Origin of the sequence: Paraglaciecola sp. (assembly GCF_039964565.1) — a bacterium.
In the GTDB taxonomy this organism is placed as follows: Bacteria; Pseudomonadota; Gammaproteobacteria; order Enterobacterales; family Alteromonadaceae; genus Paraglaciecola.
In genome coordinates, this window is record NZ_JBDVXF010000028.1 from 225,161 (window position 1) to 241,505 (window position 16,345).

Consider the following 16,345-nt stretch of genomic DNA (forward strand, 5'->3'; position numbering starts at 1 on the left):
TCATAATGACATTCATACCTAGAGGTAAGGGTGGGAGGCTTTATTTAAAGTGCTTTTTCGCTATATCTTATGGTTAATCATTTGTTAATTTGTTTTGAGGTTTTAAATGGCGTTTAGTGGAACAGAGAAATATATTGCTAGTCGAGAGTTGCAACTTGCTGTGAACGCGGCAATCACCTTGGAAAAACCTTTGTTAATTAAGGGAGAGCCTGGTACGGGCAAAACCATGCTAGCTGAGGAATTGGCAAAAAGTTTAGACGCAAATTTGATTCAGTGGCACATTAAATCAACGACTAAAGCACAGCAGGGATTGTATGAATATGATGCAGTTTCGCGATTGCGAGACTCGCAGTTAGGTGATGAAAAAGTCCATGATATCGGCAACTATATAGTTAAAGGTAAATTATGGCAGGCGTTTGATACTGATAAACGTACCATTTTATTGATTGATGAAATAGACAAAGCGGATATTGAGTTTCCAAACGATCTATTGTTGGAACTCGATAAAATGGAGTTTTTTGTGTATGAGACTCAACAGCTAGTTAAAGCCAAGCAACGACCCATTGTTATTATTACATCTAACAACGAAAAAGAGCTGCCAGATGCTTTCTTACGCCGTTGTTTCTTCCACTATATTCAGTTTCCCGATGCTGATGAAATGCGCCAGATTGTAGATGTACATTTCCCTGAAATTAAAAAAGTGTTACTCAATCAAGCATTACAATCATTCTTTGACTTGCGTGACGTTCCTGGTTTACGTAAAAAACCCTCTACTTCGGAATTAATTGATTGGTTAAAATTATTGGTTGCCGAAGATATTCCAGCTGAAGCGTTGCAAAATAAAGATGGTAAACAAAGTATACCGCCGCTTTATGGTGCACTGTTAAAAAATGAACAAGATATTCATTTGTTTGAAAAATTGGTCTTTATGGCGCGCCGTTAATGTTAGTTGATTTCTTTTTCAAGCTAAGAGAATACCGCCTTTCAGTTAGTCTAAGAGAGCTACTGGATTTGCTAAGCGCCCTTGAAAAAGGGGTGATTTTTGCGAGTGTTGATGATTTTTATATATTGTCAAAATTGACAATGGTTAAAGACGAGAGCCAGTACGATAAATTTGATCGAGCCTTCGCTGACTATTTTGAAGGTGTACAAAGTATTGATTTATTTGGTAAAGATATTCCAGAAGAATGGCTAAAAAACGCATTGGACCGTCATTTCAGCGAGGAGGAAAAAGCGCAAATTAAAGCTTTGGGTGGTCTTGAAGAACTGATGAAAACCCTCAAGGAGCGCTTAGCCGAACAAGAAAAACGCCATCAAGGTGGTAATAAATGGATTGGCACGGGAGGTACCTCTCCCTTTGGCGCTAATGGTTACAACCCAGAAGGCGTACGCATAGGGCAGCAAGGAAACAGGAATTTTTCTGCGGCTAAGGTTTGGGATAAACGCGAGTTCAAGAATCTTGCGGGAGATGTTGAGCTAGGCACCCGTAATATAAAAGTTGCGCTTAGAAAATTGCGTAAATTTGCGCGTACCGGTGCAACTGAAGAATTGGACATACCTACTACTATAGGCTCAACCGCTAAGAATGCAGGTTTACTTGATATTCACATGGTTCAAGAGCGTCACAACGCTGTAAAAGTCTTAATGTTTTTTGATGTGGGTGGTTCGATGGACGCGCACATTAAAGAATGTGAAGAGTTGTTTTCAGCGGTTCACACTGAGTTTAAACATCTCGAATATTTCTATTTTCACAATTGTGTTTATGAAGGTGTGTGGAAAGATAACAAGAGGCGCGATCGTGAGGTCATTCCTATTGCGAATATCATTCACAAATATGGTGCAGACTACAAATTAATATTTGTAGGTGATGCCACTATGGGGCCGTATGAGATTACCTATCCGGGGGGCAGTGTAGAACATTGGAATGAAGAAGCAGGTTCGGTTTGGATGCAACGTTTACTTAATCACTTCGAACATGCAATATGGCTTAATCCACAACTCAGTCAATATTGGAGTTATTATGCTTCTATTAGCATAATGAAAGAATTGATGACTGAAAGAATGTTTCCCCTCACGTTAGATGGAATAGGAGAGGGGATTAAAAGCCTAACTAAAAGAAGCGGATAAAATAACCGATAATGGAAAAACACAGCGACTTAAAAATTGAACAATTGGACCCGCAATTATCCGCAGAAAAAGAGGCAGGATCCTCAGACGCTAACAAAGCAAACAGTCATTTAAGTCGCAAAGAAACGCGACAAATTGTGACACCCTACGCGTTCTTTGTGGCAGATGATCTATTGGGCACACCGTTAGCAGGGCCATTTCGTAGAGGATTTGGCATGTTAATCGATTTGTTTTTGGTAAGCCTACTCACTCAAGTCAGCAGTTTGGTCTTGGCTACTATCGCCGCATGGACCTTTTTCAAAGCTGGAAATCGCTTAAAAACTAAAAAACGTTTTAATGCTGTGCGCATTTTATTGCGGTTATTGGTCGCTATGTTGTTGTTTGTAGTGGCCACAAGTCTGTTTGATAAATTTAATGACAACAGTGCTGCTGACGATGTTGAGAATAGCCCTTCTGCCATTATCGAAAATGATAATATCGAAGACAGCATTGAACTCATCGCGTTAACAGCAAAATACCTAATGGATGCTAAAGCAACAAAACAACAAATTCGGGAAGGTGAATGTGAACCTGCTTTGCAATGTATGCAAAGTTTAGGTGAAGATTTAATAGAAGATGTGGTTACCTTAGGATTAGACAAAAATACTATAGATGAGATAGTCGAGGGCTTTACTTCTGGTGTGGCGGATTCTATTAACAGTGACGAAGAACAGCAGCTTAAAGCGTATTTGAAGCAATTTTTAGATACACAAACATTAGTACAAACAAATGCAGGGATCGCAGCCGAGTTAACAGAACCAGCAGTTGTAGAGCTAGAGCCAGCAGTCGTAGAAGCAGGGGATTCAACTTCTGACGGCACAAACATCGAAAAACCAAAAGGGTTGTTCGCACGTCTAAAAGAGTGGATTGAAGAATTAGGTCTTGGTTTAGGTTGGGCGGCTTTTTATTTTAGTATATTCACTGCATGGTGGCGTGGACAAACACCGGGTAAAAGGTTACTCGGGATGAAAGTGATTAAACTGGACAATAAACCTTTGAACCTGTGGGAAAGTTTCGGTCGTTATGGTGGATATGCTGCCGGATTAGCGACGGGTTTGACTGGATTTCTACAGGTCTTTTGGGATCCTAATCGACAAGCTATTCAAGATAAAATTTCTGAAACTCTGGTGATTGATATTCGAAAACCTAAAGTACCCTTTACGAAAGAATCGGCAGAATAACTCAGATGTCTAATAGGATAAGCCAGTTATTAAGGCACTGGACCGCTAATCGAGATAAGCAATTATGGGTATTGGCTACGATTATAGAAACAGACGGTTCTTCCTATCGAAAAGCAGGTGCCATGATGTTGATCAATGACCTTGGGCAATACTTTGGCTTATTAAGTGGAGGTTGCTTAGAGTCAGATATTATGCGCCAAGCAAGGCGATGCTGGGAAAATCAACGTAGCCGTATTATAGAGTACGATATGCGCGAAGAAGAAGATCTGGCTTGGCAATTAGGTATTGGCTGCGGAGGAATGGTGCGAATTTTATTGCAACCGGTTCATGCAAAAAACGATTACCTGAAGCTCGAAGAATTAAATCACTATTTAGAAGCTAGACAAGAAGTTGAATACGTTCAACAAGTTGATGAAGGGTTGCCGGTTAATGAAGTACGCGTGATTGGAAAAAGTCATACTGACACAGGCAGTTCCTCCAGCAAAGAGAGCCCTCAGCTTTTTGTACACAGACTTAACCCAGCGCCATTAATAGCAGTATTCGGAGCGGGAGTCGATGCAAGACCTTTGGTTGCGATGGCCTGTGAACTAGGCTGGCAAGTATTGCTAGTTGACCCTCGGGTTGGTTATGCTAAGCCTGAATATTTCACAAAAGCTACTGAGATTATTCGTCAACCTATCGCACAACTCGATTCGGCTTCTTGGCTCGGTCAAATCGATGTTGCACTTATACTGACTCATAATATTAAGTTAGATGCAGCTGCTTTGCGCTTGGTGCAAGGTAGCAGCGCCAAATACGTAGGATTATTAGGTCCTACCCATCGTACCGACCGAGTATTAGCTATTGCTGAGTTGTCGAGAAGCGATTTATCTAAACCCTTAGCCAACCCAGTTGGGTTAAGACTAGGCGGAGAATTACCTGAATCCATTGCCTTGTCGATGTTAGCAGAGGCACATGCCGTTTTGGAGAAAGCCGACGGCTTGTCTATTAGTGGCATTTTAAACCAATGAAAATTGAGCTTATTCTGTTGGCAGCAGGTGAAAGCAAACGATTTTCGGGCATTAAGCAACTCGCTGATATATACGGACAACCTATGATTTGTCATTGTTTATCGCAGTATCGTCAAAATGGCAGTTGGATCCCTGATATATCTGATGGGCATGTACTGTTGGGCGCTAACGCGTCTGTGATTACAGAAGCGCTGCCCAAAAGTATTAATAAACAAGAAATTACTACTTGGAAAAGAGGTATGGGGCATACGTTAGCGCAAGGTATATCTCTACTCGCAACGGATACCACACATGTGTTGGTTGGCTTAGCCGATCAAGTATTAGTCACTCGACCTATGATTTTAGGGTTGCTAGCTAAATCAAAACTATTTCCAAAAAATATTGTTGCGGCAAAATACGCTGGCAATCTTGGTGCGCCTTGTATCTTTCCTCAAGATTTTTTCTATCAGTTAAGTGAATTAAGTGGGGAGAAGGGGGCCAAATCCATTCTTCGGCAAAATAAAGATAAAATTGTGAGTGTCGATATTCCAGAGGCCGCTCTTGATATTGATACCCAACAAGAGCTCGCTACCATTACAAGGTAACGGCAGGCGAAATTTACTGCAATAAATTACTTTTCGCTAAACTAAATTCTTCATCTGTTAAATGCCCCTGAGCGTGTAATTTAACCAGTTTTTCGAGTGCGTCAACCACATCTGTTTGTTGTTTTTCTGCGGTCGCAGCAGGTGACTCTTGTATCGTCGGCGCACTGTCCTCAGGTTCTGAAGGCTGCGATGCTGGCTGCTCTTTCTTAATGGGGTGATCTGATTGCTGTTTTCTGACGTGCCTAGTAGGGTCCTCCAAATTAGGGCGTGAGAACGGCACTTTTGTAATAGCTCTAGTTTCAGTGAAAGAATTGATATGTTTTGAAACCATCCAACATAGATCAAGCACTATGTCGACGGTATTGAAATATTTATTACCTGTTACCCTATTATTGCCTTTTCTAAGGTAGAGGCAAATTGTGTAACTACCATTGCTGTCAGACAAAATTACTTCAATTTGTCGCGTTTGATCTTCTTGCATTTTTTTGTCGTGTTCTTTAGTAAATAGATTTCGAATATCTTCCTCAAGTCTATTACTTATTGCATTGCCGGGTTGCTCATCGAAAACTCTGATAGATTGATTATTTAATAATATTTCGCAACGACTGATCTCTTTTACATGCAGGGTTTTATGGGCTTTTTTCTGTTTAATTTTAAACAGATGTACGGTTTCTTTTCTTAGCTCGTACTCAAATCGTACATAGCCCTTATCTAAAGGATAAATAGCGCGCTTATATGCTGCATTTTTACGGAAAGTGTAAATGAAAGCGACGCCCAACACCGCTAATAACAATACCAAAAGAATTACATACTTCGATCCTAAATCTTGGAGATCGGGCTCGGGACTTTTTTCATCAATCACCGTTACATTGGTTGGTTGCAATAAATACAGTTTACTCTGAATAGTGTCAAAAATTACGATTTCATTGTGATTGTTTTGGTGAATAATTAAATGAGAATTTGTGGGTATTTGTTCTGACCCAATCACTTTTTCGATTGTTGGTGTTTCTATATTTAAAGAGTCCAGACCAATTGAATTTAACTGCCATTGATTTTTGTGCTGCGTAAAAAACACCATCTTATTTCTAAGGCTTAAAAATTTACGTCCTTGATAAAGTATAGATGAAGAGATTTCGTTTGGTGAAAGCCATAAATTGTCAGACAAGCTTTGCTCTTGCAAATTAACCCCTATTCTTGATTTGCTAAGCCAATGTTGCTTGTCAATATAGTGATGGATAAAAATCGATTCATGGCTATATTTAGCCCAGAAAAAATGAGTTATATCATGACCACCCATTACAACTATTTCGTCATTTATTTCGGGCGTTTTTAAGAATGGATTAGTCTGGGAAACCGTGTAATTTCTAGCGCCAAAAATCAGAGGTGAAATACGTAGTATTCCACCTGAATACAACGGGTACTCTTTTAGTTGCTCTACATACTTTAAGGAAAAATACAGTAAGCCATAATTCGCATTCCACGGCTTAAGGTAAGGCTCAAATTTTAGTTGTTGGATGCCATGATTAGGCGAGGGAATAGGAATGCGCAGTACTTCTCTTTGAGTTTTTGGATCGAGTTGGTGTTTCTCAAAATCATATGTCCAAGCGGTGATCACTGACTCATACCCGAATGCTAAGCTACTGCCCTCAACGGCAACACGATTAGCGAACTTTTCAGGAGAGAACTTTACAGTGTGTGCAGTATAGAAAGTGGCGTATCCGGGCTCTTCAGGCAAAGAAAAACTTGGGTGTAAACTGATAGCACTAAGGGAAATAAATGACGGATTATGTATAGAAATATTTAGAATGGCATTTTGTTTATTGCTCTCTCCGGTCCTAATCAAATATACAATACCATTGTCTTGTGCGAGGAAATATTCGTCATCAATGACACCAGCCAAAGGGTTCAACCACTGAGTATCATTACTTGTTTGGTTCAAGTGGCTAAAATCAGCGAGTAATTCTATTTGATATTCTTCGGCCTGGACCGTGTTTGTGATAAATGCCAAACACATTGCCATCGTAAGTTCGACTATGCCCAAATAGCTCTTTAAACACTTAATTTTAATTCGATTATCCAATTTAATCTGTCAACTCTCGATAAAGTTGTTCTTAATAGACTCGACTACACAAACCTTATTGTCCTATTTGCGTATTGATTTTTTATTTTGCAATTAAAATCAGTTATTTAACTTGAAAAAGTGAGGGTTTGTCAAATTTTAACTTGCTGTAAAGGACACAAAAGTATTTTGGTCAAGAATTTTTTAATACATCATTGAAGTTTACAGGTGGCAGCGCTTTATTAGAAATCAGGCGGTTAAGCGACGTTTTTGTATTTGTAAACGTGCTAAATGATGACATGCTAGCTCGTCATTTGTTATTAATAGAAGCCGTACACTAGATTTTACGAATGGTCGGTCAATAAATAACGCTGTCAATTAAAGAGGTAGTTTTATTTTGAGACTAAAACTATCTCTGGGTTGTAATGGTCGTTTGTCAACGCCGCTTTCGCTTCACCTTCACATTGGATTTCCCTTTCAGTCATCACAAAAATATCAAAACGTTTACCAGGGATCAGACTGGCTTTAAGGGCAGGTTTTGCTGCAATCTTATAACTTTTACCAGCCTCAATATCGATTGCAAATTTGACTCCATCGGCGTCACCACCGCCAAGTAAACGAGACTTATTGCATATTCCACTTGTACAAATGGCGTAACCAGTAAATTCATGAACACCAGGTGAGAGTGAAAATGTTGCAAAACCGCTAGATTCAAAGGGGGTTTTCGCTATTCCGGCTTGCTTCGGGAACGTTAACCGATCACCGTTGTGCTTTTCTAAAGTGACGGCAAAATCGCCCTGTGTAACCATGGAATTAGCAATTAGTTTTCCACAGGATTGTGAGTAAGAAAGGTGAGAAAACCCTAATAAAATGACTAAATAGGTAACTGTAGTAAGTTTCATTTGTTGATCCCTTTGGGCAACTGCCACGATGATCTTTGTGCACATTTTGAAACCGAGTATATGAACTTTAGCTGAATAATTAAAGACAACCTCCTTTAAAATAAAATGTTCTACCCAATATCACTGTCATGAAAGATAACACTAGACTTAAACAAAGCATTTTCTATACCTTGTGTTTTATAGGCATTTTATGGTGCATTAAATCGGCACAAATATTATTCAACCTAAACCTGAGTGGCTTGGGGTTAGTCCCTTTGCAAACAATGGGGTTGGTAGGGATCATGACAGCACCGTTAATTCATGGCTCTTTGGAACATCTGTTTAACAATACCTTTGCGATCCTGATATTAACGAGTTTCTTATATTATGGTTATCCAAAATCTTGGTGGAAGGTTATAGGATTGGTCTGGGTTTTATCAGGAATTGGGGTGTGGTTATTCGCTCGGGAGGCAAGCCACATTGGAGCAAGCGGTCTAACTCATGGCATGTTTTTCTTTATGTTTGTGGTTAGCATGTTTCGGCGTGATAAAAGCTCTGTGGCCATTATGATGATTGCATTCTTACTGTATGGTGGAATGACAATGACGATATTCCCCAGAGAAGAGGGCATTTCCTTTGAGTACCATTTTTTTGGCGCCTTAGCTGGCGTTATTGCAGCACTAATTTGGCGTAACAATGATCCTAAACCACAAGTTGAACGCTATGAATGGGAAGGTCAAGACGATGACTCAGAAATAGATCAAGAAGAGCCGTGGCAAGTTGATATATCATCAGAAATACAAACACATCAGAGACTGCACTAAGGAATATAATGCCAAATATACATTCGGACCTAAAATCTAATTTCACTGTTCTTATGAGGGTTCGATATGGCGAATGTGATGCGCAACAAGTGGTATTCAATGCGCGTTATGCAGATTATGTCGATGTTGCGATGACTGAATATTTCAGAGAAGCAGTGGGCGGTTTTCAGACTTTATTAGATAAAGGCTTAGATAACCAAGTAGTCAGTTTGCAGATTGATTGGCTTTCCTCCGCACGATTCGATGATGTGTTAGAAATCAATGTTGCGACAAATAAAGTCGGTAACACATCCTATAGTTTTGAGTTGACTATCGTTAATGCCGATTCAAAAATAAATATCGCCAATTGTCGTATCACATACGTGATGGTCGACACTAAAACCTATCAGAAAACCCCCGTTCCAGATTGGTTAAGGGACAAGCTTTGTAATGCCGAACCTTTACCCCTGGTGAATCAATCAGGCGTTATTAGTTAGCCTGAATACGTATGCATTAAGTTGTTGATTTACTTGTAATCAAGGTACTCTCTGCGCTAACAATTTACTTTTTATTAACAGGTGTGGTGGTTCTGCTTTCTCGCAAATCACCACATATGTATTAGAGAATGTTTAATGCACAAAACAAAACCCCAATTAAATTTTTGGCAAATCTGGAACATGTGTTTTGGATTTTTAGGTATTCAATTTGGTTTTGCCTTACAGAATTCTAACGTTAGCCGTATCTTTGAAGCCTTAGGCGCAGACTATAGTAATTTAGCCATTCTGTGGGTTGCGGCACCAATCACAGGCTTAGTAGTGCAGCCAATTATTGGATATTTGAGTGACAACACTTGGAATCGTTTAGGGCGCAGACGGCCATATTTTTTATGGGGTGCAATTGCTGCTAGTTTGTCGTTGTTCATTATGCCGAATTCGCCAACTCTGTGGTTAGCTGCGGGCATGCTATGGATTATGGATGCATCAATTAATGTTTCTATGGAACCCTTTAGAGCTTTTGTGGGAGATATGTTACCTAAAAAGCAGCGGGCCATGGGGTATGCGATGCAAACCTTTTTTATAGGTGTTGGGGCAGTTGTGGCCTCTGCCTTGCCGTGGATGATGACCAATTGGTTTGATATCAGTAATGTTGCACCACTTGGAATGATACCAGATTCAGTTAAGTTTTCATTTTATGCAGGTGGCAGTATATTTTTAGTAGCGGTACTTTGGACTGTGTTTTCTACTAAGGAATATTCACCAGAATTACTTGAAGCTTATGAAGAAGCACAATCTTCTAAAGAAGGTACTCCTAGCGAACCACGCATTCCCCGCTCGAGTCACGCTTATTTTCGCGGAGGGTCTATCTATTTGGCTATAGGAATTGGCTTATATTTTGTTATTGCTGGCAATATCGATAATCTCGATAAGAACTTATATATAATGGCCGGTGGCTTAGGTGTCTTTGGACTTTGCCAGCTCATTGCTGGATATCTAAGTAAAAACTCAGTGGCGACTAATGGTTTTTCTGAAGTCATGAACGATTTGTTTGCTATGCCTCAAGCGATGCGACAATTGGCTGTCGTGCAGTTTTTTTCGTGGTTTCCGCTGTTTGCTATGTGGATCTATACCAATTCCGCAGTAACTTCATTCCATTATTCCAGCACTGATGTTACGTCAGCGGTATATAATGAGGGGGCGGATTGGGTGTCAATCCTTATGGCTACCTATAATGGAGTATCCATATTTGCCGCTATTATTATTCCCGTAATTGTACGATTTTCAAATTTACAATTTGCTCACTTGATTAATTTATCTTTAGGTGGAGTGGGATTCATATCTTTCATATTTATTAAAGATCCTGCTTGGTTAGTGCTATCTATGGTTGGAGTTGGATTTGCGTGGGCCTCTATTTTGTCGGTTCCCTATGCCATATTGTCTAACGTTTTGCCCGCTAAAAAAATGGGTGTATATATGGGGATATTTAACTTTTTTATTGTCATTCCACAGATTTTAGCTGCCAGTATTTTAGGTTTTTTAGTTACTAAAATATTTGATAATCAACCTGTATACGCACTAGTAATCGGCGGTTGCAGTATGTTAATCGCGGGCATAATGACGCTACGCGTAAAAATCCCAGATTAGGAATTAAACTGTGCTAAGAACAAATAATCATTTAGTGGCTACGGCATTGATGTCTTGTATGTTGATGTCGTCTTGCCAACCCGAAAACAATATTAAAGACAACAAGGTTGCTTCGGCAAATACTGCTGCAACAGAATTTTATGGAACAAAACACCCTTTTGCGAAAGAAACCGTATATTTTGTGATGACTGACCGTTTTGTTGACGGAGACCCAAGCAATAATCAGATGCAGCAAGGAGGTCAATGGCCGACCTTTGACATTCCTTTGATGGGTGACAACGGAGAATCTGCCAATGTAGGCTATTTAGGCGGAGATTTAAGAGGAGTATTAGATAACGGTCAATACATTAGCGATATGGGATTTACGGCGGTTTGGTTAACGCCAATTTTGGATAACCCTGATCAAGCCTTTTCTGGCGGTGAAATTATTGAATTTGGCGGTGCTTTTAAGGATGGAGGAAAAACAGGTTATCATGGCTATTGGGCCAATAATTTTTATCAAATAGACGAACATTATCCTTCAGTTAACTTAGGGTACAAAGAATACACGCAACAAATGCGACAACAATTTAGTCTAAAATCTGTTTTTGATATTGTAGCAAATCACGGTTCTCCCTCTTTTGATATGCCGATAGATCAGCCAAAATTTGGTGAGTTGTATGACATTGAAGGGAACTTAGTGGCTGATCATCAAAATCTTAGACCTGAAGAACTGGATGTCAATAATCCGCTCCAACAGATGTTCCATACGACGCCAGATATCATGCAACTTTCTAATCTCAATGATAGGTCTCCTGCATTACAGGAGTATCTAATTAATTCCTATTTATATTGGATAGAGCAGGGAGCAGATGCGTTTCGTATTGATACTATTAAACACGTACCTCACCATTTTTGGCGGATTATGTCCGATAGAGTGAGAGCTAAACATCCAGACTTTTTTATGTTTGGTGAGAGCTTTAATCACGATGCAAACTTTTTAGCACAACATACTTTAGCTAAAAATGGCGGTATCAGTGTATTAGACTTTGTTGGTAAAAGTGCTTTGGTAGAAACCTTTGAAAATCCGGAAAGTGATTATGGGAAATTGGCAGACTATTTATATTTAACTCACGGTCCTTACGTTAATCCTTATGAATTGACGACTTTTTACGATAATCACGATATGCCCCGATTAAATGCTACAGATGAAGGGTTTATCGATGTACATAATTGGTTATTTACCAGTCGCGGCATTCCTGTTATTTATCAAGGCTCTGAAATGGCATTTATGCGTGGAAAATCTGAGCATATGGGTAACAGAAATTATTTTGGGCAAGATAATATAGAGCTGGCTAAGAAACATAAAATACATGACGCGTTATCTAGAGTCGCCAATGTGCGAAAAAAGGTTCCTGCGTTACAAAGTGGATTACAAGTTAATGTTGAATTAGATGGAAATAAAGCTGCTTTTTATCGTGTACTGGTGGTAGACGGGATCTCACAAACAGCCTTAGTGTTACTAAATAAGGGTGAACAGCCAGTGGATTTTAAAGTCAATAAGTACATGCAAAAAGGTGACTGGATCAGCCAAATGAGTGATGATGAAATCACTATTAATCAGTCGAATTTGCAATTAAAAACACAGGTCGCAGCCCATTCTGTCGCAGTTTGGCTTCGTGAGGGCGAGATCTCAAATGCGCTTTTAATAGAAGAGTTGCAACGGTTGATGAAAAACAAATAGTTGCTCAAGCAGTGCCGCTTGATTGGCGTACGACTAAATCAACGGGCATTAGATAGTGGGGGACATCTTCCCCACTAATTAATTTAAGCAGACTATCGACTAATATCTCTCCAGCCAATTTTGTATTTTGATGCACAGTGGTTAATGCTGGGTTTGCAAAGCTAGAAATTGGGATGTTATCAAAACCAGCAATGGCTACATCATTTGGAATACTAAGGCCATTTTCTTGTAAACACCGCATCGCTCCTAAGGCAATTAAGTCACTGGCACAAAATAACGCATCAAATTCATATCCTGTTTTTAGTAGCCTTTGTACTGCTTGATAACCAGATTGCTCAGTAGAAATTGCGTCAAATTGCATGTCTTCCTCTACTCTTAAGCCTGAATCCTTTAATGCTTGGCAATGCCCTAAGTATCGCTCTTTAAATTCAGGTGCTTGACTGCCAGCTTCACCAATAAATGCAAATTTGTTGCGCTGCATTTTTAATATATGTTGGGTAACATCAAACCCACCTTGCATATTATTACAGCCAATCGAGACGCCGGGATGGTCAACGTCGTGAGCTCCCCAGCGAACAAAGTGAGTGCCTTGTTCTTCTAACTTTGAGAGCTTGTCGCGGTAGTCCGTATAATCGCCGTAGCCCAACAAAATCAAACCGTCGGCCTTGTTAGAATCTTCGTATTCTGCATGCCAATCATCATTTAAATTTTGAAAAGACACCAATAAATCATAACCAGCTTTGGTGCTTGCCTTGGTAATACTACCAAGCATCGATAGAAAAAATGGATTGATAAGAGAATCGTCGGAAGTAGGATCTTCAAATAACAACAGAGCTAGGGTTAAGCTGTGTTGACGTCGCAAATTACTGGCGTTTTTATCAACTTTGTAGTTGAGCTCGCTGGCAATGGCCTGAATTTTGTCACGTGTTTCCTTATTCACTAACGGGCTATTACGCAGCGCTCGAGATACTGTAGACTGGGATACGCCTGCTCGATGGGCAATATCAAAAGAAGTGGCTTTATCTCTCATAATTAACGGCTACTGCCTTCCTAACTAAAACTTGAAATTACTAACAATTTCTATATGTGCCAGTATCTTAGATTGTTTTGTAACAATTTAACATCGACTTTTTATGGCTTCGACTTCGATCATTTCAAAATCAATCTTGGTGGTAAGTAATATATAACTATTTGTGGAGTAAAAATTGTTATCTTGATATTCGATACTGGTATAATATCCGGCTTATTATTCGTAACTTTTACCAAGAGGGTGCATTAATGGCCGAGACCGACAGCCGTCCGACCAATTTTATTCGTCAAATCATAGATAAAGATATTAATGACGGTTTGCATACAACAATCCAGACTCGTTTTCCACCAGAGCCAAATGGGTATCTGCATATTGGCCATGCTAAATCTATTTGTTTAAATTTTGGCATCGCACAGGATTATCATGGTCAATGTAACCTTAGATTTGACGATACTAACCCTGAGAAAGAAGACATAGACTACGTTAATTCGATTCAACAAGATGTCAATTGGTTAGGTTTTAGCTGGAGTGGCGAAGTGCGCTATTCATCTAATTACTTTGATCAACTTTACGCATTTGCGGTGGAATTAATTAATAAAGGGTTGGCTTATGTCGATTTTTCTACTCAAGAACAAATGCGTGAGTTGCGCGGAACCTTAAAGGAGCCTGGTAAAAATAGCCAATATCGTGATACCAGTGCCACTGAGAATTTAGCTCTATTCGAAAAAATGCGAAATGGTGAATTTAAAGAAGGCGAGTGTTTGCTTAGAGCTAAAATTGATATGAGCTCCCCTTTTATGTGTATGCGTGATCCTGCATTGTATCGTGTTAGATTTGCTCACCATCACCAAACCGGTGATAAATGGTGTATCTATCCGATGTACGATTTTACTCACTGTATTTCGGATGCAATTGAGGGCATTACACATTCATTGTGTACCTTAGAGTTTCAAGACAATAGACGTTTATATGATTGGGTGTTAAGCAATATCACTATTGACAGCACACCTCATCAATATGAGTTTTCAAGATTAAACCTTGAGTACACGGTATTGAGTAAACGTAAACTAATCCAATTAGTTGAGGATGAACAAGTCAGTGGCTGGGATGATCCTCGCATGCCAACTGTTGCTGGTTTACGTCGTCGTGGATATACATCGGCGTCGATACGTGAGTTTTGTAAGCGTATTGGGGTAACTAAAATGGACAATATGGTTGAAATGTCTGTATTGGAAGCCTGTTTAAGAGAAGAATTAAATGCCGATGCGCCAAGGGCAATGGCAGTGCTTGAACCCCTAAAGTTGGTAATTGAAAACTATAAAGGCAGTGAAGTTGAAAGCTTAAAGGCGGCGAATCACCCTTCAAACGAATTAATGGGCGCCAGAGAAGTGCCATTTGGTAGAGAGATCTTTATTGAAGCCGAAGATTTCAAAGAAGAAGCCAATAAGAAGTTTAAACGCTTAGTTTTAGGTAAAGAAGTACGTTTAAGAAATGCTTACGTAATTAAAGCTGAGCGAGTAGAAAAAGATCAACAAGGGAACATTACAACGGTTTATTGTAGCTATGATAAAGATACGTTAGGTAAAGATCCCGCTGATGGTAGGAAAGTAAAGGGCGTGATCCATTGGGTGTCTGCTTCTCATGGCGTTCCTGCAGAAATTCGTTTGTACGATCGATTATTTAAGGTACCTAATCCGGCAGCAGAACAAGATTTCTTAGGGAGTATCAACGAACAGTCTTTAGTTGTTAAGCAAGGTATCGTTGAAGCTAGCCTTGTTGACGCGCCACTTAGCACCCCGATGCAATTTGAACGAACTGGATACTTTTGCAAAGACCAAGATAGCGTTGCAAACAATTTAGTGTTCAATCGAGCAGTTGGGCTAAGAGATACTTGGGCGAAAATGAACCAAAGCTAGAAAAACAGTAAATAGACGCAAAAAAACGGACGTGAACGTCCGTTTTTTTTGAGTCAACATTTTTACTTCATTTAGGTTGCGCTTCGAAGGTTTGTCCATTTGCCGCTTTAGATTGACTATCCATTAGATACAAGTACAGCGGCATTATTTGATGTGGTGGAGTGACTTGATCGGCATTTTCAGCAGGGTAGGCTTTAGCGCGCATTGCTGTTTTTGTGGCACCAGGATTAATACAATTAAAACGAATGTTGCTGTTTTCATATTCATCTGCCAACACTTCCATCATGCCTTGCGTCGCAAACTTTGAAATAGAATAAGGACCCCAATAAGCTCGGCCTTTGATTCCAACACTAGAGGTTGTAAAAATAACTGAAGATTGCTGCGCTTTTCGCAAAACCGCCAGTAAGGCTTGAGTCATTAAAAATTGGCTAGTAACATTGACCTGCAGAACGTTCTGCCAATCTTGTTCGCTTATTTGTGCAAATGGTCCTAGATGACCTAGCAGACTCGCATTGTGTAATAATCCATCTAAACAGCCGAATTGATCACTTATTGTATTTGCCATATCACGGTAGTGTTGAGCTGTTGCTCCTTGCAAATCTAACGGAACTATCGCCGGTTCGTTGCCTTCGTTGTTGATGATTTCGTCATAAACACTTTCTAACTTTGCAACGGTTTTTCCAAGTAGAATCACAGTAGCGCCATATTTGGCGTAATGTAGAGCCGCTTGTCTACCGATACCGTCTCCGGCTCCAGTAACAAGGATAGTTTTTTTCTCTAAATAGTTTTTTTCTGGTGTATAGGAATGCATAATAAACATCTAAATCAGTCAATAGACTAATGGTATCACT

At 39.7% G+C, this 16,345-nt stretch carries 14 protein-coding genes; 10 read left to right on the plus strand and 4 right to left on the minus strand.

What is annotated here, in order from left to right:
- Nucleotides 1-106 precede the first annotated feature (106 nt).
- From ABJK37_RS11815 to ABJK37_RS11835, 5 genes are read left to right on the plus strand one after another with little or no spacing between them, the layout of a single operon-like run.
- Nucleotides 107-943, plus strand: a complete 837-nt coding sequence (locus ABJK37_RS11815; RefSeq protein WP_348353707.1) for a MoxR family ATPase — start codon at nucleotides 107-109, stop codon at nucleotides 941-943.
- Nucleotides 943-2,127, plus strand: a complete 1,185-nt coding sequence (locus ABJK37_RS11820; protein ID WP_348353710.1) for a hypothetical protein — start codon at nucleotides 943-945, stop codon at nucleotides 2,125-2,127. The genes ABJK37_RS11815 and ABJK37_RS11820 overlap by 1 nt, the downstream gene beginning before the upstream one ends.
- Nucleotides 2,128-2,138: 11 nt before the next feature.
- Nucleotides 2,139-3,347 (plus strand): RDD family protein, encoded by a 1,209-nt coding sequence (locus ABJK37_RS11825; RefSeq protein WP_348353713.1) that lies wholly within the window; start codon nucleotides 2,139-2,141, stop codon nucleotides 3,345-3,347.
- A gap of 5 nt (nucleotides 3,348-3,352) precedes the next feature.
- Nucleotides 3,353-4,357 carry an XdhC family protein gene (locus tag ABJK37_RS11830; RefSeq protein ID WP_348353716.1) on the plus strand — a complete coding sequence of 335 codons (1,005 nt, stop codon included), beginning with the start codon at nucleotides 3,353-3,355 and terminating at the stop codon, nucleotides 4,355-4,357.
- Nucleotides 4,354-4,941: a nucleotidyltransferase family protein gene (locus ABJK37_RS11835; protein ID WP_348353719.1), complete on the plus strand. Its 588-nt coding sequence runs from the start codon at nucleotides 4,354-4,356 to the stop codon at nucleotides 4,939-4,941. The genes ABJK37_RS11830 and ABJK37_RS11835 overlap by 4 nt, the downstream gene beginning before the upstream one ends.
- 13 nt (nucleotides 4,942-4,954) lie before the next feature.
- On the opposite strand, the gene ABJK37_RS11840 is transcribed toward ABJK37_RS11835, so the two are convergent.
- Together ABJK37_RS11840 and ABJK37_RS11845 are read right to left on the minus strand one after the other, a co-directional pair.
- Nucleotides 4,955-6,949 carry an SHOCT domain-containing protein gene (locus tag ABJK37_RS11840; RefSeq protein WP_348353721.1) on the minus strand — a complete coding sequence of 665 codons (1,995 nt, stop codon included), beginning with the start codon at nucleotides 6,947-6,949 and terminating at the stop codon, nucleotides 4,955-4,957.
- Nucleotides 6,950-7,392: 443 nt separating this feature from the next.
- Complete coding sequence (locus tag ABJK37_RS11845; protein WP_348353724.1) at nucleotides 7,393-7,902, minus strand: hypothetical protein; 510 nt, start codon at nucleotides 7,900-7,902, stop codon at nucleotides 7,393-7,395.
- Nucleotides 7,903-8,183: 281 nt separating this feature from the next.
- Here ABJK37_RS11845 and ABJK37_RS11850 point away from each other — a divergent pair, with 281 nt between their 5' ends.
- The 4 genes from ABJK37_RS11850 (at nucleotide 8,184) to ABJK37_RS11865 (ending at nucleotide 12,548) form a co-directional block, all read left to right on the plus strand.
- Nucleotides 8,184-8,705, plus strand: a complete 522-nt coding sequence (locus tag ABJK37_RS11850; RefSeq protein WP_348353726.1) for a rhomboid family intramembrane serine protease — start codon at nucleotides 8,184-8,186, stop codon at nucleotides 8,703-8,705.
- Between the two features lie 8 nt (nucleotides 8,706-8,713).
- Nucleotides 8,714-9,181, plus strand: coding sequence for a thioesterase family protein (locus ABJK37_RS11855; RefSeq protein ID WP_348353729.1), 468 nt, complete (start codon nucleotides 8,714-8,716; stop codon nucleotides 9,179-9,181).
- A 135-nt stretch (nucleotides 9,182-9,316) separates the two neighbouring features.
- On the plus strand, nucleotides 9,317-10,825 hold the full coding sequence (locus ABJK37_RS11860) for an MFS transporter (protein WP_348353732.1): 1,509 nt from the start codon (nucleotides 9,317-9,319) through the stop codon (nucleotides 10,823-10,825).
- Between the two features lie 58 nt (nucleotides 10,826-10,883).
- On the plus strand, nucleotides 10,884-12,548 hold the full coding sequence (locus tag ABJK37_RS11865) for an alpha-amylase family glycosyl hydrolase (protein ID WP_348354435.1): 1,665 nt from the start codon (nucleotides 10,884-10,886) through the stop codon (nucleotides 12,546-12,548).
- Nucleotides 12,549-12,552: 4 nt separating this feature from the next.
- Here ABJK37_RS11865 and ABJK37_RS11870 read toward each other — a convergent pair whose 3' ends face one another.
- On the minus strand, nucleotides 12,553-13,578 hold the full coding sequence (locus ABJK37_RS11870; RefSeq protein WP_348353735.1) for a LacI family DNA-binding transcriptional regulator: 1,026 nt from the start codon (nucleotides 13,576-13,578) through the stop codon (nucleotides 12,553-12,555).
- A 248-nt stretch (nucleotides 13,579-13,826) separates the two neighbouring features.
- On the opposite strand from ABJK37_RS11870, the gene glnS reads away from it, so the two are divergent.
- Nucleotides 13,827-15,494 (plus strand): glutamine--tRNA ligase, encoded by a 1,668-nt coding sequence (gene glnS, locus ABJK37_RS11875; RefSeq protein WP_348353738.1) that lies wholly within the window; start codon nucleotides 13,827-13,829, stop codon nucleotides 15,492-15,494.
- 67 nt (nucleotides 15,495-15,561) lie between these two features.
- Here glnS and ABJK37_RS11880 read toward each other — a convergent pair whose 3' ends face one another.
- Nucleotides 15,562-16,305 (minus strand): YciK family oxidoreductase, encoded by a 744-nt coding sequence (locus ABJK37_RS11880; protein WP_348353741.1) that lies wholly within the window; start codon nucleotides 16,303-16,305, stop codon nucleotides 15,562-15,564.
- Nucleotides 16,306-16,345 lie beyond the last annotated feature (40 nt).